A 21,667-nucleotide genomic window follows, 5' to 3' on the forward strand; every position below is an offset into this window, starting at 1 on the left:
CCCAAATGGGGCCGGTTTTTGTAAGGCGGACGCTAAAATTCAGTTCAGAATCAAGCGCATGCTGCGGTGCGGTATGCCGGCATCGAGAAACTCGTCGCCGTAAGCCGTGAAGCCGAGGCGTTGATAGAATTCCAGCGCATGGGTCTGAGCATCCAGTAGCACTTCAGCATGACCAGCCTGGCGCGCAGCATGGATGACCGCTTCCATCAGGCGTTGGCCAAGCCCCAGTCCGCGCGCTTCGGAGAGGATGGCGACGCGGCCGACATGGCCGTCCGGCAACAGACGGGCCGTGCCGACGGTGCGGCCATCCAGATGCACGAGGAAGTGTTCGCAGGTGTCATCGCGCCCGTCCCACTCCTCATTCTGCGGTACCTGCTGTTCCTCGATGAACACGACGCGGCGGATCTCGCTGGCCTCGTTGCCCAACGTCTGCCAGTCGCCCCGTTCCAGGCTGATCATGGCGTCACTCATTCTTCATCGTCCTCTTCGTCCTGAAGGTCGCATTCCAGTATCAGGCTGCCGCGGTTGATCAGCGCCGTCAGCAGGCTGACCACGGCACTGCGATCAAGGTCTGCTGTGGTGTAGTCAAGCAACACCGCCGTGAGGCGCTGATCGGAGGCCAGCGCTTCCGCCAGCGGCTGAGGGGCCAGGATGCCATCGCCATCGACGAACAGCGTGCTGGTGCCATTCTCGCCGTGACGGAAGGCGAAGCGTGAGCCCAGGGAGCGCACCAGTACGCCTTCATCTTCCAGATACTCGACCAGCTCATGCGTCTTGAGGGCCGGTTCGCGGGCGGCGAGCTGCTCCAGATACTTGGGTTGGGTCATGTAGCGACCGAACCACTGTGCCAGCTGGGTCGGGTTGTCCAGCGTGCTGAGCAGCAACTCACGCACGCGCTCGAGCGAGGCGTCGTCCAGCTCGCCGGCATTGGCGACCGGTGCCATGCCCTGGTCACGGTAGCGCAGCGATTCCGGCAGACTGGCACCCAGATAGTCGGCGTAGGAGGTGACGACTTCATCGGCGGAAGGCGCACGGAAGCCGACGGAGATGGTCATGCAGTCATCGGACTGGCTGACACCGTGGTGCGCCAGGCGCGGCGGCACGTAGAGCATGTCGCCGGGTTCCAGCACCCAGTCCTCGCCCGGAGTGACCTCGAAGTGCTTGAGGATGCGCAGGTCGATGCCATCGATGATCTCGGCGTCGTCACCATGCATGCCGCCCAGCTGCCAATGACGCTGGCCCTGGGCCTGCAGCAGGAAGACATCGTAGTTGTCCAGGTGCGGGCCGACGCTGCCACCGGTCGGCGCGTAGCTGATCATGATGTCATCGAGGCGCCAGCGCGGCAGGAAGGTGAAGGGCTCGAACAGCGCGGCGACGTCGGGGACGTAATGGTCCACCGCCTGTACCAGCAGGCTCCACTGGCTGTCGTCCTTGGCGTCGAGACGCGCGAAGGTCGCCTCATCGAAGGGGCCGTGGCTGACCTGCCAGGCCTTGTCCGGGCCGTTTTCCTCGACCAGACGGGCTTCGATGCCATCTTCACAGGCCAGACCGGCCAGTTCATCGGCTTCCAGCGGCGTCTCGAAGTCTGCGAAGGCTCCGCGGATCAGCAGCGGCTTCTGCTGCCAGTAATCGCGCAGGAATTCACGGATGCTCAGGCCGCCCAACAGTGCCAGTGGCGTGTCGGTGTCGCGGGGGGCGGGGGATGTGCTCATGCAGAACCTCTCGAACGCGAACGGCAGCCTGTCAGGGGGCGGCGGTCTCGCGATGACGTCGTTGAAGCCGTGTTGCCGGATGGCAGACGGCGATGCGTTCCATGCCGAGCCTTGAGAGCGTGGCATGTCGTGCCCACTGACGGAGAGCGTCAGTGGTCGTGAATCCAGTGTGTCGTTCAGCGTGCTGCGTAATGCGTAATGTATGACGCCGGAGCAGAGGCCCCGGCGTCTTGAGACTTGCAGTGAACCTGCGCCGCTTAGAGCGCCTTGGCCTGTGCAATGGCGTTACCGATGTAGCTGGCCGGGCTCAGTGCCTTCAGCTCGGTCTTGACGTCGTCCGGCAGTTCCAGCGTCTCGATGAAGGCGGCGAAACCGGCCTGGTCGATACGCTTGCCACGGGTCAGCTCCTTGAGCTTCTCGTAGGGCTTCTCGATGCCGTAACGACGCATGACGGTCTGGATCGGCTCGGCCAGCACTTCCCAGCTGTTGTCCAGATCGGCGTTCAGGCGCTCCGGGTTGGCTTCCAGCTTGCTGATGCCTTTCAGGGTCGCCTGATAGGCGATCAGACCCTGCGCCAGGCCGGTACCCAGGTTGCGCAGCACGGTGGAGTCGGTCAGGTCACGCTGCCAGCGGGAGATCGGCAGCTTCTGTGCCAGATGGCCCAGCACGGCGTTGGCGATGCCCAGATTGCCTTCGGAGTTCTCGAAGTCGATCGGGTTGACCTTGTGCGGCATGGTGGAAGAGCCGATCTCGCCGGCCACGGTACGCTGCTTGAAGTAACCCAGCGAGATGTAGCCCCAGACGTCACGATCGAAGTCGATCAGAATGGTGTTGAAGCGGCAGATGGCATCGAACAGCTCGGCGATGTAGTCGTGCGGCTCGATCTGGGTAGTGTACGGGTTGAAGGTCAGCCCGAGGCTCTCGACGAAGGTTTCGGCGTTGGCCGCCCAGTCGATGGCCGGATAGGTGGTCAGGTGGGCGTTGTAGTTGCCCACGGCACCGTTGATCTTGCCGAGCATCTCGATGCGTTCGATCTGCGCCAGCTGACGACGCAGACGCGCAGCGACGTTGGCCATTTCCTTGCCGAGGGTGGTCGGGCTGGCCGTCTGGCCATGGGTGCGCGACAGCATCGGCTGTTCGGCGTGCTGGTGGGCCAGCGCGACGATCGCTTCGGTCACTTCACGCATCTGCGGCAGCAGCACGTTGTCCAGGCCGCCACGCAGCATCAGGGCATGAGACAGGTTGTTGATGTCTTCACTGGTGCAGGCGAAGTGGATGAACTCGGTGACGGCGTTGAGTTCGGCGTTGCTTTCGACCTTTTCCTTCAGGAAGTACTCGACCGCCTTCACGTCGTGGTTGGTGGTGCGTTCGATGTCCTTGATGCGCTGGGCATCCTCGACACTGAATTCACTGACGATGCTATCCAGCACGGCGTTGGCATCCGCGGAGAAGGCCGGCACTTCAGCGATCTCGGCGTGGGCGGCCAGGCGTTGCAACCAGCGCACCTCGACGATGACGCGGGCACGGATCAGGCCGAATTCACTGAAGTGCTCGCGCAGGGCCTCGGTCTTGGCGCCATAGCGGCCATCGACGGGAGACAGGGCGGTGAGGGCGGACAGCTGCATGATGAGAATCTTCCGATGGTGGCAGGACATGATGCGCTGCCGGTTCAAGTGTCTCGGAGCCCGGTTGATGGGCTCCAGCGTTGTTGAAGCGAATTCGGGTGTGAATCTGGTGCGTCAGGTGACGCGCTGGCGCGAGCGCGGAGGCGGGCTCAGCCCAGCTGCTGCAATGACTTCTTGAGCGCGCTGCGCTGGAAGACCAGCTTCCAGCGACGGCCACCCTGCTGGTCCCACAGCAGCGCGAAGCGCACGCCTGCCAGCAGGGCGCAGCGGATGCGTTCCGGCATCATGCGCTGCTGCAGCAGGCCGGGGTCGCCCTGCACCACGATCCGGTAGCGGAAGGTGGAGAGGGTCTGCTGGTAAAGCTCGCCCAGACTTGCGATCACGTTCTCGTGGGTCGGCCCGAAGTGCTCGGCCTGGCCCTGGATGCGCGTCAGGCCCGCGCCCAGCTTGTCCAGCATGTCCGGGTCCTTCTTGAGCTTGCTCATCAGCATCACCAGCGAGAAGCCGTAACGCATCACCACGGGCGAGACCTGGCGACGTTCCATCACCGCACTGACGGTGTCGATGCCGAGCCGCAGGCGGTTATGGTGTCCGCCGTAGATGGCTTCGAAGCTTTCCGGATTGGTATCCAGCGTGGCATTGACCAGGGTTTCCCAGGCGCGCTCATCGCACTGGCCGTGGCGGGCCAGCTCATCGACCAGCGCGGCTGCCTGGAAGACGCCCGCCAGCGACAGTGCCTGGCGGGTAGTGGTATCAGTGACGGGACGGATCGGCACGCTGGTCATTGCGCGGCGGACTCCTCGGGGCCAGAGAGCGGGGCGGTGGAAGCGCTGGCGTCCGCCGCCGGAAGTTTCCAGGCGGCATCGATCACGCCGCCGCCCAGACAGATGTCGCCGAGATAGAAGACGGCAGACTGGCCGGGCGTGACGGCGCGTTGCGGTTCATCGAAACGCACCTCGACACGCTGGCCGTCATTGACGATCAAGGTCGCGGCCTGGTCTTCCTGGCGATAGCGGTTCTTGCAGCGAATGCGCAGCTCGCCATTGGCATCGGTCTGCGGCGGCTCGCCGGCGACCCAGTCGACGGATTCGGTGCTCAACGCCTGAGTGTAGAGCAGGTCGTGGTGCTTGCCCTGCACGGCGATCAGCACGTTGCGCTCCAGGTCCTTGGCACACACGAACCAGGGCGCGTCCGGATAGCGCTTGAGGCCACCGATTCCCAGCCCCTGGCGCTGGCCGAGGGTGTAGTACATCAGGCCCATGTGCTCGCCGATGACATCGCCATCGGGGGTCTCGATCTTGCCGGGCTGAGCGGGCAGGTACTGCTTGAGGAAGTCGGCGAAACGCCGCTCGCCGATGAAGCAGATACCGGTGGAATCCTTCTTGCGCGCGGTGATCAGCTCATGCTTCTCGGCGATGGCGCGTACTTCGTGCTTCTCGAGCTCGCCGACCGGGAACAGGGTGCGCGCGATGGCCGCCTGCGGCACGGCATGCAGGAAGTAGCTCTGGTCCTTGTTGGTGTCCAGGCCCTTGAGCAGGCGCGGGAGACCATCACGCACGCCGCCACGCACGTAGTGACCGGTGGCGATCAGCTCGGCGCCCAGCATCTCGGCATACTCGAGGAAGACCTTGAACTTGATCTCGCGGTTGCACAGGATGTCGGGATTCGGCGTGCGACCGGCCTTGTACTCGGCCAGGAAGTGCTCGAAGACGTTGTCCCAGTACTCCGCGGCGAAGTTGGCGGTGTGCAGCTTGATGCCGAGCTTGTCGCACACGGCCTGGGCATCGGCCAGGTCTTCGAGGGCGGTGCAGTATTCGCTACCGTCGTCTTCGTCCCAGTTCTTCATGAACAGGCCTTCGACGTGGTAGCCCTGCTCCATCAACAACAGGGCAGAGACGGAGGAGTCGACACCGCCGGACATGCCGACGATGACCTTGGTTCCGGTACCGGTTTCAGCGGTCATCAGTTCTCTCGTCACCCGCATGGCCGCGGGTTGTCACAAACAGGGGAGGCGGCAGCCCCGTCATTCTGGCGCCGCTTGAATGGGCGGGATTATACCTGAATGCGGGGGTGGGATTCACCCCGCCTGCGCCGTCTGCCGCACAGGGCCGCAAGCGCCGCTCGACAGCACGCCCGGCGGCGGACTTCCGGCGCGGGCAATCGCTCAATCGTGCAGCACATCCAGCGGGAAACGCTTGCCACGTTGGCTGTCGCGAATACGCCGGGTCACCAGCGGGCTGCGCAGGCGGCCCATGTCCTCGAGCTGCTCGATCTCCTCAAGCGACAGCCAGTGCGTTCTGACGATGTCAGGGTCCAGCGGCGTGCACAGGTGCTCAAGGGCGGCGGCCTCGAAACTGTGGGAGTGGAAGTGGGTGCCGTCCTCGGCCACGTGCACATAGAGGCCGAGATAGCCGGTCAGCAGGATGCGCCAGGCGGTTTCCTCGCGCACTTCGCGTTGCACGCCGTCGATGATGCGCTCATGGGGTTCGAGATGGCCGGCCGGCTGGTTGAACACCGTGCAGGGCCCGCCCTTGTCTTCCTCGACGATCAGGTAGCGCCCGGCGCGTTCGACGACGCAGGCGACGGTGACATTCGGGGTCCAGCGAGCAGCCATCAGGATTTCCTTCCTTTCTTGGGGGATGAGGGACGACGGGAGGGGGCGCGGGCGCCGGGTGTCTTGCCTGAACCCTTGCCTTCAGTCTGGCCAGAACTCCGACGGGAACCCCGACCTGAGCCCTTGCCGCTCTTGCCCGCGCTGTTGCCTCTATTGTCACTGCCCCGGGGGCCAGCGTTGCCGGTGCGGCGCTCGCCCGGCTTGCCAGTCGCGCCCTTGTGGCGTGGCGAGCGGGACTCGCGACGAGGTGGCGCAGGCATCTCGACTTCCTCGCTGCGCCATTCACCGGGGGCAAGGCCGTCGAGCTTCCACGGCCCGATGGCCGCGCGGATCAAGCGCAGGGTCGGCAGGCCGACGTGGGCGGTCATGCGGCGCACCTGGCGATTGCGACCTTCGCTGATGATGATCTCCAGCCAGTGGGTCGGAATGCTCGCACGGAAGCGCACAGGGGGTTGCCTGTCAGGCAACTCGGGGGGCTCGATGCGCCGCACTTTGGCTGGGCGCGTCATGCCATCCTTGAGTTCGACACCGGCACGCAGCGCGGCGATGGCCTGCTCGTCAGGGGCACCTTCCACCTGTACCCAGTAGGTCTTGGGCTGCTTCTTCTTCGGGTGCGCGATCTGGTGGGAGAGTGCGCCATCACTGGTGAGCAGCAGCAGTCCCTCGGAGTCATAGTCGAGGCGCCCGGCGGCATAGACATCCGGTACGTCGATGAAGTCAGCGAGTGTCTGGCGGCCCTGATCGCGGTCGGTGAACTGGGTCAGGACGCGGTAAGGCTTGTGAAGCAGATATATGAGAGACATGGTTTAGACTTTTGTCGCGGCTGCCGTATAAGCCTACTGTGAGAAGCGGCACGGGTGCTATACTCGCGCCTCCACTGAATCCATGACAGGGGAGTTATCAATGGGGTTCCAGAAGATTGTCGTCCCGGAAGGCGGTGCCAAGATCACCTCAAATTCCGACAATACCCTCAACGTTCCGAATAATCCGATCATCCCGTTCATCGAAGGCGATGGTATCGGTGTGGACGTGACTCCGGCCATGAAGATTGCCATCGACGCTGCTGTCGACAAGGCCTATGGCGGCGAGCGCAAGATTCACTGGATGGAAGTCTACGCCGGTGAAAAAGCCACTCACGTTTATGATGCTGACACCTGGCTGCCGGAAGAGACTCTCGAGGCTGTCAAGGATTACATCGTTTCCATCAAGGGTCCGCTGACCACTCCGGTGGGCGGTGGTATTCGCTCCCTGAACGTCGCTCTGCGTCAGAAGCTGGATCTGTACACCTGCCTGCGCCCGGTGCGCTGGTTCACTGGTGTGCCGAGCCCGGTCAAGAAGCCGGCTGACGTCGACATGGTCATTTTCCGCGAAAACTCCGAAGACATCTATGCCGGTGTCGAATGGAAAGCGGGAACGCCGGAAGCCGACAAGGTCATCAAGTTCCTGCGTGAAGAGATGGGTGTCACCAACATCCGCTTCCCGGAGAACTGCGGTATCGGCGTCAAGCCGGTCTCCGAAGAAGGTACCAAGCGTCTGGTCCGTCAGGCTGTCCAGTACACCATCGACAACGACCGTGAGTCGCTGACCCTGGTGCACAAGGGCAACATCATGAAGTTCACCGAAGGTGCCTTCAAGGACTGGGGCTACGAAATCGTCAAGGACGAGTTCGGCGGCGAGCTGCTGGATGGCGGCCCGTGGATGACCTTCAAGAACCCGAACAACGGCAAGGACATCGTGGTCAAGGACGTCATCGCTGACGCCATGCTCCAGCAGATCCTGCTGCGTCCGGCGGAATATGACGTCATCGCCACCCTGAACCTGAACGGTGACTACCTGTCCGACGCTCTGGCGGCGGAAGTGGGTGGTATCGGTATCGCGCCGGGTGCCAACCTGTCCGACACCGTCGCCATGTTCGAAGCGACTCACGGTACTGCACCGAAGTACGCTGGCCAGGACAAGGTCAACCCGGGCTCCGTCATCCTCTCTGCCGAGATGATGCTGCGTCACATGGGTTGGGTCGAAGCGGCTGATCTCGTGCTGAAAGGCGTCGAGAAGGCCATCGCCAAGGGCGAAGTCACCTATGACTTCCATCGCCTGATGGACGATGCCAAGCTGCTGAAGTGCTCCGAGTTCGGTCAGGCTGTTGCTGACAACATGGATGCCTGAGACCCTGCGTTGATCTGATGCCCAGGCATCAGGTTGCGTGACAGGTTTCAGCAGAAGGCCCCCGGACATGTCCGGGGGCCTTCTTGCGTTTGAGATGGAAGCTTCTCGGTTGCGCGCTCAGTCTGCTGCCAACGATTGCCACTCCTGTGCGTTCTGCGTGGAGCGTTCTGCGCGGGGGTTCTGTGCGGAAGCATTGCGGGCTTCATTGAGCGGCGAGACGCTTGAGTGGGTCGCCGGTTGGCGACGCCTGTCGAGAGGTGTCTGTCGCGTATGTGAGCGAAAATGCATGCAAATGTCCGCATTCATGTCAGAGCGTCGCGATGCAGGCATGAACGTGTACGCTCAGGCGTGCGCGACTAAAGCTTGCAACCAGATCGACAAGCCCCCATCTTTTCCTTATCACACCCACATTGAGACGACGTGGCAGCGCTTGACCTTCTCCGCGGCGCGTTGAGGCAATCTGCTTCGTCACGGCTTGTGTTCACCGGATCAGCCCCTTATGTTCAAGACAGAGACATCGCGCGGCAGTCCTCCCTTTCTGGAGACACTGTCGATCAGCAATCAGGCCCCGTCGGCTCAGGCACCCGGATACCAGGAAGACCACGAAGGTGATCTGGCATTCGAGACCGCTGAGCCTGAACTGGCTCCACCGCCCATGTACAAGGTCGTTCTGCACAATGATGACTTCACGCCGATGGACTTCGTCGTGGAGGTGCTGACCACCTTTTTCAACAAGGATCAGGAGCAGGCAGTACAGATCATGCTCGCTGTCCATCATCAGGGAAAAGGAACCTGTGGCATCTTCAGTCGCGACATCGCGGAAACGAAATGCCACCAAGTCAATCAATATGCTCGAGAGTGCCAGCATCCGCTGCTGTGCGACATCGACCGGGCGGAGTGATCCGTCCAAGACGCGGCCTAGAGGGGACTTGCCATGTTGAGCAAAGAACTTGAACTGACCCTGAACACGGCCTTCACCGTGGCACGTTCCAAACGCCACGAATTCATGACCGTGGAACACCTCCTGCTGGCACTGCTGGACAATGCCTCCGCTGCCGATGTCCTGCGCGCCTGTGGTGCCAATCTGGACAAGCTGCGAGTCGACCTTCAGGACTTCATCAATTCCACCACCCCGCTGATTCCGGAAGAGCAGGAAGACCGCGAGACGCAGCCGACGCTGGGCTTCCAGCGCGTCCTGCAGCGTGCCGTCTTCCACGTGCAATCCTCCGGCAAGAGTGAAGTGACCGGCGCCAACGTGCTGGTGGCCATCTTCTCCGAGCAGGAAAGTCAGGCCGTCTACTTCCTCAAGCAGCAGAATGTCGCGCGTGTGGACGCGGTCAATTACATCGCGCATGGCATCTCCAAGGTCGCGGGTCACACCCAGACGCCCCAGGCGTCGGTCGAGAATGAAGAGAGCGAAGAGGCGAGCAGCGAAGGCGGCAACAACCCGCTGACCAACTACGCCACCAACCTCAACGAGCAGGCGCGTCTGGGCAAGATCGACCCGCTGATCGGTCGCGATGGCGAGCTCGAGCGCGTGGTGCAGATTCTGGTGCGTCGCCGCAAGAACAACCCGCTGCTGGTCGGTGAGGCCGGTGTCGGCAAGACCGCCATCGCGGAAGGTCTCGCCAAGCGCATCGTCGAGGAGGACGTGCCGGACGTCATCAAGGAAGCCGTGGTCTACTCGCTGGATCTCGGGGCGTTGCTGGCCGGCACCAAGTACCGCGGTGACTTCGAGAAGCGTCTCAAGTCGCTGCTGGCGGAGCTGCGCAAGGAACCGAACTCGATCCTGTTCATCGATGAGATCCACACCGTCATCGGTGCGGGTGCCGCGTCCGGTGGCGTGATGGATGCCTCCAACCTGCTCAAGCCGCTGCTGTCTTCCGGCGAGCTGCGTTGCATCGGTTCCACCACCTTCCAGGAATTCCGTGGCATCTTCGAGAAGGACCGCGCCCTGGCGCGCCGCTTCCAGAAGGTCGATGTCATGGAGCCGTCGGTGGATGACACCATCCGCATCCTCAAGGGGCTGCGTGGTCGCTTCGAGGAGCACCATGCCATCAAGTACACCGATGCCTCGCTGGAAACGGCAGTGCGTCTGGCAGACCGCTACATCAACGACCGTCAGCTGCCGGACAAGGCCATCGACGTGATCGACGAGGCCGGTGCCCACCAGCGCCTGCTGCCGGAGAGCATCCGCGTCGACACCATCGATACCGAGCAGGTCGAGGCGATCGTCGCCTCCATCGCCCGCATTCCGCCGAAGACGGTCTCCAGTTCCGACAAGAAGCTGCTGTCCAACCTCGAGCGCGATCTCAAGATGCTGGTTTTCGGGCAGGACGACGCCATCACCGGGCTGTCCGCAGCGATCAAGCTGTCGCGTGCAGGCCTCAAGGCGCCGGACAAGCCGGTGGGCAGCTTCCTGTTCGCTGGCCCGACAGGGGTCGGCAAGACCGAGGTCGCTCGTCAGCTGGCGGCGCTGATGGGCATCGAGCTGGTGCGCTTCGACATGTCCGAGTACATGGAGCGCCACACCGTCTCGCGCCTCATCGGGGCACCGCCGGGCTACGTCGGTTATGACCAGGGTGGTCTGTTGACCGAAGCCATCACCAAGCAGCCGCACTGCGTGCTGTTGCTTGATGAGATCGAGAAGGCACACCCGGAAGTCTTCAACCTGCTGCTGCAGGTGATGGACCACGGCCGCCTGACCGACAACAACGGTCGCGAAGCGGACTTCCGCAACGTCATTCTGGTGATGACCTCCAATGCGGGTGCCGAGCAGGTGGCGCGTCGCTCCATCGGCTTCAAGCACCAGGATCACTCCACCGACGCCATGGAAGTCATCCGCAAGACGTTCTCGCCGGAATTCCGCAACCGTCTGGATGGCATCATCCAGTTCGGCGCGCTGGATCTCGCCGTGGTGCGCAATGTGGTCGACAAGTTCCTGGTCGAACTGCAGGCGCAGCTGGATGAGAAGCGTGTGCAGCTGGATGTCGCTGATGAGGCGCGCGACTTGCTGGCGACTCTCGGGTATGACCCGGCAATGGGGGCTCGCCCGATGGCACGCGTGATTCAGGAGAAGCTCAAGAAGCCGCTGGCAGAGATGATCCTGTTCGGCGACCTGTCCGAGTCGGGCGGCATCGTGCATGTCACGGTCGACAACGGCGAGCTGCACCTGGAAACGGAAGCGGAAATGGCGTGATCTGACGCTCAGCTTGCTGCCCTGAAGGGTCGACATGAACGGTCAGTGCTCAAGCACTGGCCGTTTTTTATGCCTGTCAGTCAGCAAGCTGTCCGCACGTAGCGAGCATGAAGTCGATTGCTCAAGCTGGACACGCGCGCACGCCAAGGGGCTCGCCATCCTCAAGGGAGGGGCGGGGAGTTGGATGAGTACTGGAGGAGGCGAATGCGTATCGGGGGAAGCGAATGCGTACTGGGGGGAGAAGATGCCCAGCGGGGATGAGCCGCCTGTCATCATTGAATGGGAGCGAAGGCCAGATTGGCGTTCGGGCTCAAGACGCATTCATGGGACAAGGCGGCATCATCGGAATACTCAGGCATACGCCATCGAGGTGGCGGGTGTCTCGCCGCGAAGGGCAAGTCTTGCAACCTCGATGCGTTCCGGGTCCGGGCGGAGGGTTCAGGCGGAGGTGACGCTGGTGCCTGAGGTGCCGGGAACGACCGGTTCAGCCAGCCGGTGTCATGATGATCGCATGCAGGTCCAGGACGTACAGAGTGATCGATGGCATGGCAACCGGCAGGGCAGTCTGACCGTGCTTAGCGCGAACGGTAGACGATACGGCCCTTGGACAGGTCGTACGGAGTCAGCTCAACCTTGACCTTGTCGCCAGTCAGGATGCGGATGTAGTTCTTGCGCATCTTGCCGGAGATGTGAGCGGTCACGATGTGGCCGTTTTCCAGTTCAACACGGAAAGTGGTGTTCGGAAGGGTGTCGACGATGACGCCTTCCATTTCAATATGATCTTCACGCGCCATATAGGCTGATCCTCACTTATTACAGGGAATACTGCTGGTAGTTCCGAGCCGCCTCAGCACAAAAAGTGCCCGATTCGGGACTTCGATACGCGATATTGTGCCGTAAGGGCGGCGGCAAGGCAAAGTCGAAGCGCGATTGTACGTTCCTTGAGCGCCTGTGGGCAGCTCAGGAGGAAGATAAAAATCGGCATCTTGCGCCGGGGCAACTCTCGGCAGGCGGTTGGTCGGCACTCAGCGCTGTCTGATGAGCCCCTGCCAGCTGAGCGTTGCGTCACCATAGCGTTGTCGGAGCGCTTGCGTCGAGAGGGCGCCTGGAGAGCGCGTCGAAAGAGCCCATGCAATGAGCTCAGCGCGTCACTCGCCGGATGTCACTGACGCGCCTTGCTTGACCAGGCTCAGTGGCAGATGGCTGTCGGTATGGTTGGCCGGTATGCGTCGCCGCCAGTGGCTGCCATCCAGATACTCGAGCGGCTGGAAATGCTGCTTGTAGTTCATCTTGCGGCAATCGCGGATCCAGTAGCCCAGATAGAGGTGGGTCAGGCCTTCGCGGCGTGCCTGCTCAATCTGCCACAGCACCGCGTAGGTCCCCAGCGAGCGCTGATTCAGTGACTCATCGGGATCGTAGAAGGTATAGATGGCGGACAGGCCATGACTCATGCGGTCCATGGCGGCGACGGCCACCAGACGGCCATCGAGGCGAAAGCTCACCAGGCGGGCATAGTCATCGCGGGAGGTGAGGAAGGTGCGATACTGCTCATGACTGGGCGGGAACATGTCGCCATCCGCATGACGGCTGCGGATGTAGTGGGCGTAGAGGCGATAATGCTCGGGGTCGAAGAGTGCTGGCCCCTCTTCGATGACCAGGTCGGCATTGCGACGCACCAGACGCTTCTGGGTGCGGTTGGGCGTGAAGTCGGCGATCGGCACGCGTACGGAAATGCAGGCACGGCAATCACCGCAATGCGGACGATAGAGATGAGAGCCGCTGCGACGAAAGCCGAGCAGGGCAAGGGCGTCATAGACACCGGAATTGGGCGCTTCCTGCGGATCGAGAAACAGCGTGGTCGCCTGGCGGCCTTCCAGATAGCTGCAGGCGTGCGGTACCGTCAGAAAGAAGCGCAGATCGCGTTGCGGTTGCTTGGGGGTATTGCTGCTCACCGTTGCATCATCTCCCTCTTGGAATTGCCGTGGCCATCATTCCCGGGCGTGCTGCGTGGGCCAGGATGTCAGTGACCACTTGCCCTCATGCCCTTGGCCAGTGGCATACTGGTCAAGATAGCTGATGAAATCGCTGCGGGCGATGCTGCGGGCGCCAAGACTTGCCAGGTGCGGAGTATGCATCTGACAGTCGATCAACGGAAAATCCCGTGCCTTCAATTCCTGGCACAGGATCACCAGCGCCAGTTTCGAGGCATCGGGCACGCGCGAGAACATCGACTCGCCGAAGAAGATGCGTCCACAGGCGACGCCATACAGGCCGCCCACCAGAGAATCGCCCTGCCAGACTTCAACGCTGTGGGCATGTCCCATGGCATGCAGGGCGATGTAGGCCCGCTGCATTTCTGGCAATATCCACGTGCCTGCCTGGCCATCGCGAGGAATGCTGGCACAGGCATTGATCACACCGGTAAAGTCGCGGTCGATACTGTAGCTCAGGCCTGCATTGCGCAGGCGCTTGGCCAGACTGCGGCGTACACGGACTTCCTCTGGCTTGAGCACCATGCGTGGGTCCGGTGACCACCACAGGATGGGGTCACCCGGACTGAACCAGGGAAATATGCCGCGGGGGTAGGCCGCCAGCAGCCACTCGGGACTGAGTTCGCCCCCTGCACACAGCAGGCCGTCGGGCTCGCTCAGGGCGGTGGAAGCATGCGGAAAGCGGACAGGGGCAGGGGGAAGCCAGGGAAGCATGGGCAGCCTCTTGTCGGTTCGGGAACATGCACGGAGCAATGGGCTCCTGGCGCCTTGGCGTCATGAGCAGACGTGAATCGGCAATTATGACGTCACTGCCATCGAATGGTTATGATAACCGGCTGAAGGTACATGGAAAATCGCCCACAAGGTGCAAGGGGGATGGCGACTTGACTGCCAAGAGTGCCAGAAAGACAAGTCGGGAACAGGCCAAGCCTGAAACCCGTAGCCGCCGTGCGGCAGCAACACCCAGGAAGCGTGCCCGTCAGAAAGCGGACTCGCCGGGCTTCTTCGCGCGTCTGCGCGGTGCTTCGGCCACTGAGTCCAGCCCGGCACGCAAGACGCCGCGCGTCTCGGGCAAGCCCGCGAGGAAGGACGCCAGCGGCCAGCCTGCTGCCAAGGCCAGAAACAAGCCGCGCGTGCAGGAAGAGAGCCCTGCAGCCCAGCGCCGCGCCGAGCGTCAGGCCGAACGCGCCGAACGCCAGGCCATCCGCGCCGAGCAGCGTGCGGAGAAGGCAGCGCGACCACCGTCACGCCTGACCACCACCCTGCAGGGCGTCAGCCGTGAAGGCGTGGTCATTCTCATGCTCAGCCTATGCGTCTTCATGCTTCTGGCGCTGTTCAGCTATGCGCCGACGGACCCCGGCTGGTCCTACAGCGGCCCTGAACTCACGCCCAGCAACTGGATGGGCAGCATCGGTGCCTGGCTGTCAGACGTGCTGTATTCGCTGTTTGGCGGCAGTGCCCTGTGGTGGCCGGCAATGCTGGGCTTCGGTGCCTGGCGCCTGATGCGTCAGCCCAGTACAGAGCTGGTGTGGGACCCGACGACCATCGCGGTGCGCGCTGGCGGCCTGTTCCTGCTGATCATGGCGACCTGCGTCATCGGCGATATCCAGTTCTACAGCCCCGACAGCCAGCTGACCAACGGCGCGGGCGGCATTCTCGGCAAGGGCATCGCCGGGGCACTGACGCCATTGATCGGCATGGGCGGCACGGTACTGGTCGCGATGGCCAGCTTCCTGTGCGGCTTCACGCTGTTTACCGGCATGTCGTGGCTGACGGTCATGGATGAGCTGGGCAATGGCTGCATGCGGGTGTCCGGCTGGTTCGCCGAGCGCTTCAACAGTCGCCGCGACGATCAGGACGCCTACGATGACGAGGCAGCCTACGCCGAAGAGTCGCTGACGCACGAGGACGGTGAAGAGGATGACTCGGATCGCGACCCGGCCCCCAGACTGAGCTGGTGGCAGCGTCTGCTGCCGGGCCGCCGTGCCCGTGAGGATGAGTGGGACGAGGACAGCGACGAGATTCTGCTTGGTCGCCGTCAGGAGGCAGAAGGCATCGCCGCCGAGCCGCGCGGCCAGCGCCGTGTCGAGCCGTCTCTGGATGGCGGCACCGACGAGGCCATCAGCGCTCGCGATGACTTCGCGGATGACCGCAGCACCGATATCCCGTGGCAGACCGCTGAAACCACGCCTTCCGCCAAGGTGCCGGGCGCTGCCTACACCGAGCGCATGACGGTGCAGAGCGCCAATGTCAGCATCGAAGGGGTTGATCTGGCCGCGGCCCTGAAGACCGCCGTGGCGGCAGAGGCCGCCTCCGCGCCGCGTGTCGCGCATGCCGATGTCACGCGCTCCCGTCTGCCGCAAGCCGCTGCCATTGAGGCCGAGCGCCAGCGTCATGCTGACGCCTCAGTCACCACGCAGGCTCCCAAGGCGGCGACGCCAGCCCCTGCCGCCGAAGATACGGCATCAGCCTCCGACAGTACGGCTGCCCCTGCTGCCTGGGACGCCGCCTCAGCCTTTGCACCGACCGCTCGTCACGACACGGCTCGTCATGAGACCGCCCGACACGACACGGCGCAAGACGCTCAGGCGCAGAGCGAGGCCGAAGCTCACAAGGCTCCGTCTCAGGCACAAGCTCAGGCTCAAGAGCTGGCTCGCGAGCAGGAAGCGCAGCGCTTGGCTGAACAGGAAGCGCAGCGCTTGGCAGAACAGGAGGCGCAGCGCGAAGCTGAACAGAAAGCGCAGCGTGCAGCCGAGCAGCAAGCGGCAGAGCGACAAGCGCAGCTCGAAAAGCAGGCACAGCTCGAGCAGCAGGCGCAGCTTGAGAAAGAGGCACAGCGTGAGCGCGACGCGCAACTTGCGCGCGAGCGCAGTGATGCCGCGCCGGATAGCCGCAATCAACCGCCGGAGCCCAGGGACGACGATGATGCGCCCCTGCCCGGCAGTGGTGGTCAATTCGCCACGGCCGCAGGGCTGGCTGCCGGTGCGGGTGTGATGGCGGCCGGTGTCGCGGCGGCCGCTTCCGAGACTCCCGCTCGCAAGGCGGTCGTCTCCTGGGATGATGCCTTCGAGCAGCCGACGGGCAACGCGCCGACACAGGCAGACGCGCCTGCGGCGCCGAGCAGCCCGTCTGCCACGCCGCCGCAGCATGCCCCTGAGCCGCGTCAGCCTGCAGCGCCTCATCAACCGGCCGAGCCGGTCGCACCAGCGGAGCCCGATTCCGTGGCGCCTCAGGCCGAGCATGTGCCGCCTTTCGAGGCGCCGACAGCCACGCCGGAAGCGACCCCCGCAACGGCCGAGCGTCCTTCCTGGGCCTATGACGGCGATGAGTCCGGCATGGTGCCGGGCGGTGGTCGTCTGGCGACGGCGGAAGATGCGCAGGCGGCTGCCAGTGATCCCTCCGGCCCGACCCTGTGGACCGTGGAGCACATGCAGAGTCAGCGCCATGAAGGCGCCGATCACGAGGACGAGCCGGAAGGGGACCTGCCGCAGCTGAGTCTGCTGACGCCGCCGGATGCCCAGAAGCCCAACTACAGCGAAGAAGAGCTCGACCAGATGGCCGAGCTGCTGGTGGTGCGTCTGCGCGAGTATGGCGTCAAGGCCGAGGTGGCGGATGTCTGGCCGGGGCCGGTCATCACACGCTTCGAGATTCAGCCGGCGCCGGGCGTCAAGGCGTCCAAGATCTCCAACCTGTCGACGGACCTGGCGCGTTCGCTGCTGGTCAAGAGCGTGCGTGTGGTCGAGGTGATTCCGGGCCGTCCGACGGTCGGCATCGAGATCCCCAACCCCAACCGCGCCATGATTCGCCTGCGCGAAGTGTTCGATTCCGATGCCTATCAGCTGGCGGAATCTCCGGTCACCCTGGCGCTGGGGCAGGATATCGGTGGCGCGCCTGTCGTGGCCAACCTCGGCAAGATGCCACACCTGCTGGTCGCCGGTACCACCGGTTCGGGCAAGTCAGTCGGCATCAACTCGATGCTGATCTCGATGCTGCTCAAGGCCACGCCGGACGAAGTGCGCATGATCATGGTCGACCCCAAGATGCTGGAGCTGTCGGTCTATGACGGCATTCCGCATCTGCTGGCGCCGGTGGTGACCGACATGAAGGAGGCCGCCAACGCCCTGCGCTGGTGTGTCGCCGAGATGGAGCGTCGCTACAAGCTGATGGCCGCCATGGGCGTGCGCAACCTGGCCGGCTTCAATGCCAAGATCGATGAAGCCGAGGCACATGGCGCCCAGATCGCTGACCCGCTGTGGGAGCCGCAGCCCTGGGAGATGCACCAGCATCCGCCGGTGCTCGCCAAGCTGCCCTACATCGTGGTGGTGATCGACGAGTTTGCCGACATGTTCATGATCGTCGGCAAGAAGGTCGAGGAGTTGATCGCACGTCTGGCCCAGAAGGCGCGCGCCGCGGGGATTCACCTGATTCTGGCCACCCAGCGTCCGTCGGTGGACGTGGTGACCGGCCTGATCAAGGCCAACATCCCGACGCGCATGGCCTTCCAGGTCTCCTCCAAGATCGACTCGCGCACCATCCTCGATCAGGGCGGCGCCGAGGACCTGCTGGGTCACGGTGACATGCTCTACCTGCCGGCCGGTGCCGGCATGCCGACGCGCGTTCATGGTGCCTTCGTCGATGATGACGAGGTTCACCGTGTGGTCGATGACTGGAAGCGTCGCGGCTCGCCGGAGTACATCGAGGAGATCCTCACCGGTGGTGTGCAGGCGGATGCGCTGGCCGGCCTCGAGGCTGAAGGCGAGGACAGCGATGCCGAGCAGGATGCGCTCTACGATGAGGCCGTGGCCTATGTGGTCGAGTCGCGTCGTGCCTCCATCTCTGCCGTGCAGCGTCGCTTCAAGATCGGGTACAACCGCGCCGCGCGTCTGGTCGAGGCGATGGAGATGGCGGGCGTCGTCTCCGCGATGGGCACCAATGGCTCGCGGGAAGTGATCGCGCCCAACCACAGCGGCTAGCCGCCGCCGGCCTGGTCGCTGAAACACACGAAGGGGAGCTTTTTGCTCCCCTTCGTGTCAAAGACATCAGATAACAGATCACTGCCAGCAGGATATTGGCAGCAATCATCCCGAATCGCTGAAATGATGATGGTCAGCTGCAGGGCCTCGGTGCCGAGGCTTGCCACTGGTCTTCCTCATCGCAAGGAGTTTCATGAAGACATTGTCCCGTTCTTTCGCTTCTTCGTTGACCGCTCGTCTGGCCAAGGGGCTGGGCGCCGCGCTGATGTTGGGCATGGCCGCTCTGCCAGCGCACGCCGAGGAATCGGCAGGCGATCGCCTGTCGCGCCTGCTGGAGCCGCTCAAGACCTATGCAGCCGACTTCGATCAGCAGATCCTCGATGCCTCCGGTCAGCGTCTGCAGGAAGCCAAGGGCAAGATGTGGCTGTCGCGCCCGGGCAAGTTCCGCTGGAGCGTCGATGCGCCGTACCGTCAGGAAGTGGTGTCGGACGGCAAGGAAGTCTATCTGCATGACCCGGACCTCGAGCAGGTCACCGTGCAGCCGCTGGATGAGCGCGTCACCCACACGCCGGCGCTGTTGCTGTCCGGTCGTGCCAGTGAGCTGACCGCCAACTATGCGGTCAAGCGTCAGCAGCAGGGCGCGCGTGAGACCTTCACGCTGACGCCCAAACAGGCCGATACGCTGTTTGAAAGCCTCAAGCTGACCTTCGACAGCGAGCAGCTCGACATGCTGCAGATGGCGGATTCCACCGGCCAGCGTACGGCGATCGACTTCAGCAACGTGCAGTACAACCCGTCGCTGCAGGATAGTCGTTTCGTGTTCCAGATCCCGCAAGGCGCCGACGTCATTCGCGAGCAGTGATCACGCCCAAGGTGCAGCGCAAATCCTGAATACGCTTGACCAGACAAGAACGCCCGGACCTTCTGGTCCGGGCGTTCTTGTCTGTGCCAGTCGCGACTCTGCAGCCATGTGCGCGCAGGATTCGCCGCTGATCAGCTTTGTCCGGGCGTCTCGCCACGGTCTGCGGCGGCGTCCTGCTCGCGGCGCCAGCGCTCAATCTCGGCGAAGCGCTTCTCACCGCCATGCTGGGTCGGGCGGTAGAACTGCTGGGTCGGCAGCTCTTCTGGCCAGGCATCGTGGGAGCGGCCGGCCGGATAGCCATTGGGCTCGTTGTGGGCATAGCGATAGCCTTCGCCCATGCCCAGCTCCTTCATCAGCGTGGTCGGGGCATTGCGCAGGTAGACCGGCACCCCGAAGTGGGGCTGCTGGCGCACGAAGGCCTTGGCTTCCTTCCAGGCCACCTCGATGGCATTGCTCTTGGGCGCGATGGCCAGGTGGATCGCCGCATGGGCGATGGCGCGCTGGCCCTCGTAGTCACCGAGGCGCAGATAGGCGTCCCAGGCGGCGATGGTCAGCGGCAGGGCGCGTGGGTCGGCGTTGCCGACATCTTCGGAGGCAATCGCCGTCAGGCGCCGCACGACATCCAGCGGGTCGCCGCCGCCATCCATGAAGCGCGCCATGTACAACAGCGCCGCGTCGGGCCGCGAGGAGCGTATCGACTTGTGGATCGCCGACAGCAGGTCGTAATAGTCATCGCCCTGCTTGTCGAAGCTGGAGGCCTGATGGCCCAGCACGGCCTCCAGCGAGCTGTCCTCGAGTATCTCGCGCGTTCCCCCCTGGGCGTCTGGCTCACGACGCACGAAGTCACAGGCAGTCTCCAGCAGGCCGAGGGCGCGGCGTGCATCGCCGGAGGCCGAGCGCGCGATGCGGGTCAGCGTCTCGCGGCTGGCTTCGATATGACGCTTGCCGAGGCCGTTGACCTCATCCTGCAGGGCGCGCGTCAGTACCTCGATCAGGTCGTCCGTCTCCAGGGCCTTGAGCACATAGACCCGCGCCCGTGACAGCAGGGCCGAGTTGACCTCGAAGGACGGGTTCTCGGTGGTCGCGCCGATCAGCGTCAGCAGGCCGGATTCCACATGCGGCAACAGGGCATCCTGCTGGCTCTTGTTGAGGCGGTGGATCTCATCGAGAAACATCACCGTCTGGCGATCGCTGGCCTGGAAGTGTCTGGCGCGCTCCACCACCTCGCGGATGTCCTTGACGCCGGCCATCACCGCCGAGAGCTGCTCCAGATGGGCATCACAGCCCTTGGCGAGAATCTCGGCCAGCGTCGTCTTGCCGACCCCCGGCGGCCCCCACAGGATCATCGAGCGCACCACGCCGGAGGCCACCATCTGGCGCAGCGGCATGTCAGGCCCGACCAACGCTGTCTGTCCGATGTAGTCATCCAGGGTGCGGGGACGCATGCGGAAGGCCAGTGGCGCATGGGAATTCGAGGCGGTATCGGCAAAAAGATCCATCGGCGAGTCTGGCTCCGGCAGGCGTGGGGCAGTATTGCGCTCATCATGGCCGATCCTGCAGGACTGTACAAATCAGCAGGGGCGGCACGGTCAGTCAGCGGCCTCAGGCCGCGCGTGGCATTGCACCAGACTGTCATGTTTTCCTGACAGCATGACACGCTCATTTAGGCAATCCCACCCAACGTCTAACTGGCGCTCGGGGGATGTGTCCTACACTTCTAGGTGACGACATTGCTACATTCGGTAGCAATGCCCGAGGCGGCAGCGCTGTCTGCCAGCATCGGCCACCTGTTCCGTAAGGAGGAGGAAGTCATGCCCAATGTGACTCAGCTGCGCCAGGACCACGCCAACATGGCCCGTCTGCTGCACGTGCTTTCGCACCGCCACAAGACGCTCGTCAGTGGTGAGCGTCCCGACTTTCGCATGATGCGTGAGGTGGTGGATTACATTCTCGATTACATGCAGGGCTTCATCATTCCGCTGGAGCGTCAATGCACCCAGATGCTGTGCGAACGCTCCGAAGACGCCGCGCCACTCTGTCAGCGCCTCATCCAGCAATATCGCACCCTGCACGAGCGTCTGGACAAGCTGTCCGACAATCTCGACAGCATCCTGATGGACCAGATCATCCCGATGGATCAGTTCAATGCCGACCTGCGCGAGTATGTGGAGGCACACCGTGACTACCTGCGTGCCGAGCGCCAGGAGCTGTTCCCGCTGATGCGCGACAACCTCAGTGACGAGGAATGGCAGCAGCTGACCGATGCCATCCCGCATGCGCGCACCGAGCTTGAGCGCCTCCAGGAAGCCTACCCGGAACTCTACGCCGAGCTGACCGAGAGTGATGTCGTGACCGCCTGAGCCACGTCGGTCCGATCAGTGACGCTCTGATCCATAACCGTCTAGTCAGGAACTCGCCACACAGAAAGAATCCGCACTTTACCCGCCACAACAGAAAGAACGCCAAGTCGTTGGCGGGTATTCCGAAAGTCTCCACGTCCCATCTCCCCCACACTGAGGTCATCA

Annotated in this window: 16 protein-coding genes and 1 pseudogene; 6 read left to right on the forward strand and 11 right to left on the reverse strand. The window is 63.4% G+C overall.

The annotated features are described in order from the left end of the window. Positions 1-39: 39 nt before the first annotated feature. The 7 genes and pseudogenes from QD208_RS02040 to QD208_RS02070 form a co-directional block, all read right to left on the reverse strand. A complete protein-coding gene (locus QD208_RS02040; protein ID WP_225347173.1) occupies positions 40-471 on the reverse strand; it encodes a GNAT family N-acetyltransferase in 432 nt (143 codons plus the stop codon). After that, the gene (locus tag QD208_RS02045; protein WP_054555618.1) at positions 468-1,712 is read right to left on the reverse strand and encodes a cupin domain-containing protein; all 1,245 of its coding nucleotides are present in this window, start codon (positions 1,710-1,712) and stop codon (positions 468-470) included. Before QD208_RS02045 ends, QD208_RS02040 begins: the two co-directional genes overlap by 4 nt. A 257-nt stretch (positions 1,713-1,969) precedes the next feature. Then, positions 1,970-3,337 (reverse strand): adenylosuccinate lyase, encoded by a 1,368-nt coding sequence (gene purB, locus QD208_RS02050; RefSeq protein WP_192837462.1) that lies wholly within the window; start codon positions 3,335-3,337, stop codon positions 1,970-1,972. A gap of 149 nt (positions 3,338-3,486) precedes the next feature. Next, positions 3,487-4,122: a high frequency lysogenization protein HflD gene (hflD, locus tag QD208_RS02055; protein WP_043333854.1), complete on the reverse strand. Its 636-nt coding sequence runs from the start codon at positions 4,120-4,122 to the stop codon at positions 3,487-3,489. Further along, positions 4,119-5,300, reverse strand: coding sequence for a tRNA 2-thiouridine(34) synthase MnmA (mnmA, locus tag QD208_RS02060; RefSeq protein ID WP_054555617.1), 1,182 nt, complete (start codon positions 5,298-5,300; stop codon positions 4,119-4,121). Before mnmA ends, hflD begins: the two co-directional genes overlap by 4 nt. Before the next feature lie 201 nt (positions 5,301-5,501). Continuing rightward, positions 5,502-5,951 (reverse strand): NUDIX hydrolase, encoded by a 450-nt coding sequence (locus QD208_RS02065; protein WP_043333853.1) that lies wholly within the window; start codon positions 5,949-5,951, stop codon positions 5,502-5,504. Positions 5,952-6,214: 263 nt separating this feature from the next. Continuing rightward, positions 6,215-6,754: pseudogene (locus tag QD208_RS02070) on the reverse strand (pseudouridine synthase); the annotation flags it as partial. A gap of 100 nt (positions 6,755-6,854) precedes the next feature. Between QD208_RS02070 and icd the strand changes: the two are divergent. From icd to clpA, 3 genes are all read left to right on the forward strand, one after another. Further along, positions 6,855-8,117 carry an NADP-dependent isocitrate dehydrogenase gene (gene icd, locus QD208_RS02075; protein ID WP_279835477.1) on the forward strand — a complete coding sequence of 421 codons (1,263 nt, stop codon included), beginning with the start codon at positions 6,855-6,857 and terminating at the stop codon, positions 8,115-8,117. A gap of 499 nt (positions 8,118-8,616) precedes the next feature. Next, complete coding sequence (gene clpS / locus QD208_RS02080) at positions 8,617-9,018, forward strand: ATP-dependent Clp protease adapter ClpS (RefSeq protein WP_225347172.1); 402 nt, start codon at positions 8,617-8,619, stop codon at positions 9,016-9,018. Positions 9,019-9,051: 33 nt separating this feature from the next. Continuing rightward, on the forward strand, positions 9,052-11,316 hold the full coding sequence (clpA, locus tag QD208_RS02085) for an ATP-dependent Clp protease ATP-binding subunit ClpA (RefSeq protein ID WP_043333850.1): 2,265 nt from the start codon (positions 9,052-9,054) through the stop codon (positions 11,314-11,316). 575 nt (positions 11,317-11,891) lie between these two features. Here clpA and infA read toward each other — a convergent pair. The 3 genes from infA to aat all read right to left on the reverse strand — a co-directional run bounded on the left by infA (position 11,892) and on the right by aat (position 14,021). Further along, positions 11,892-12,110, reverse strand: a complete 219-nt coding sequence (gene infA, locus QD208_RS02090) for a translation initiation factor IF-1 (protein ID WP_024953359.1) — start codon at positions 12,108-12,110, stop codon at positions 11,892-11,894. A 354-nt stretch (positions 12,111-12,464) separates the two neighbouring features. After that, positions 12,465-13,268 carry an arginyltransferase gene (locus QD208_RS02095; protein WP_054555616.1) on the reverse strand — a complete coding sequence of 268 codons (804 nt, stop codon included), beginning with the start codon at positions 13,266-13,268 and terminating at the stop codon, positions 12,465-12,467. A 36-nt stretch (positions 13,269-13,304) separates the two neighbouring features. Next, positions 13,305-14,021 (reverse strand): leucyl/phenylalanyl-tRNA--protein transferase, encoded by a 717-nt coding sequence (aat, locus tag QD208_RS02100; RefSeq protein ID WP_225347171.1) that lies wholly within the window; start codon positions 14,019-14,021, stop codon positions 13,305-13,307. Positions 14,022-14,191: 170 nt separating this feature from the next. On the opposite strand from aat, the gene QD208_RS02105 reads away from it, so the two are divergent. Together QD208_RS02105 and lolA are read left to right on the forward strand one after the other, a co-directional pair. Further along, positions 14,192-18,280 (forward strand): DNA translocase FtsK 4TM domain-containing protein, encoded by a 4,089-nt coding sequence (locus tag QD208_RS02105; RefSeq protein ID WP_225347170.1) that lies wholly within the window; start codon positions 14,192-14,194, stop codon positions 18,278-18,280. A gap of 193 nt (positions 18,281-18,473) precedes the next feature. After that, positions 18,474-19,142 (forward strand): outer membrane lipoprotein chaperone LolA, encoded by a 669-nt coding sequence (lolA, locus tag QD208_RS02110; RefSeq protein ID WP_054555615.1) that lies wholly within the window; start codon positions 18,474-18,476, stop codon positions 19,140-19,142. Positions 19,143-19,273: 131 nt separating this feature from the next. Here the strand turns inward: lolA and QD208_RS02115 are convergent, their stop codons facing one another. After that, positions 19,274-20,641, reverse strand: a complete 1,368-nt coding sequence (locus tag QD208_RS02115; RefSeq protein ID WP_153636423.1) for a replication-associated recombination protein A — start codon at positions 20,639-20,641, stop codon at positions 19,274-19,276. Positions 20,642-20,953: 312 nt separating this feature from the next. On the opposite strand from QD208_RS02115, the gene QD208_RS02120 reads away from it, so the two are divergent. Beyond that, positions 20,954-21,502 carry a hemerythrin domain-containing protein gene (locus QD208_RS02120; RefSeq protein ID WP_043331576.1) on the forward strand — a complete coding sequence of 183 codons (549 nt, stop codon included), beginning with the start codon at positions 20,954-20,956 and terminating at the stop codon, positions 21,500-21,502. Positions 21,503-21,667: the final 165 nt, after the last annotated feature.

This window comes from Cobetia sp. 29-18-1, assembly GCF_029846405.1.
In the GTDB taxonomy this organism is placed as follows: domain Bacteria; phylum Pseudomonadota; class Gammaproteobacteria; order Pseudomonadales; family Halomonadaceae; genus Cobetia; species Cobetia amphilecti.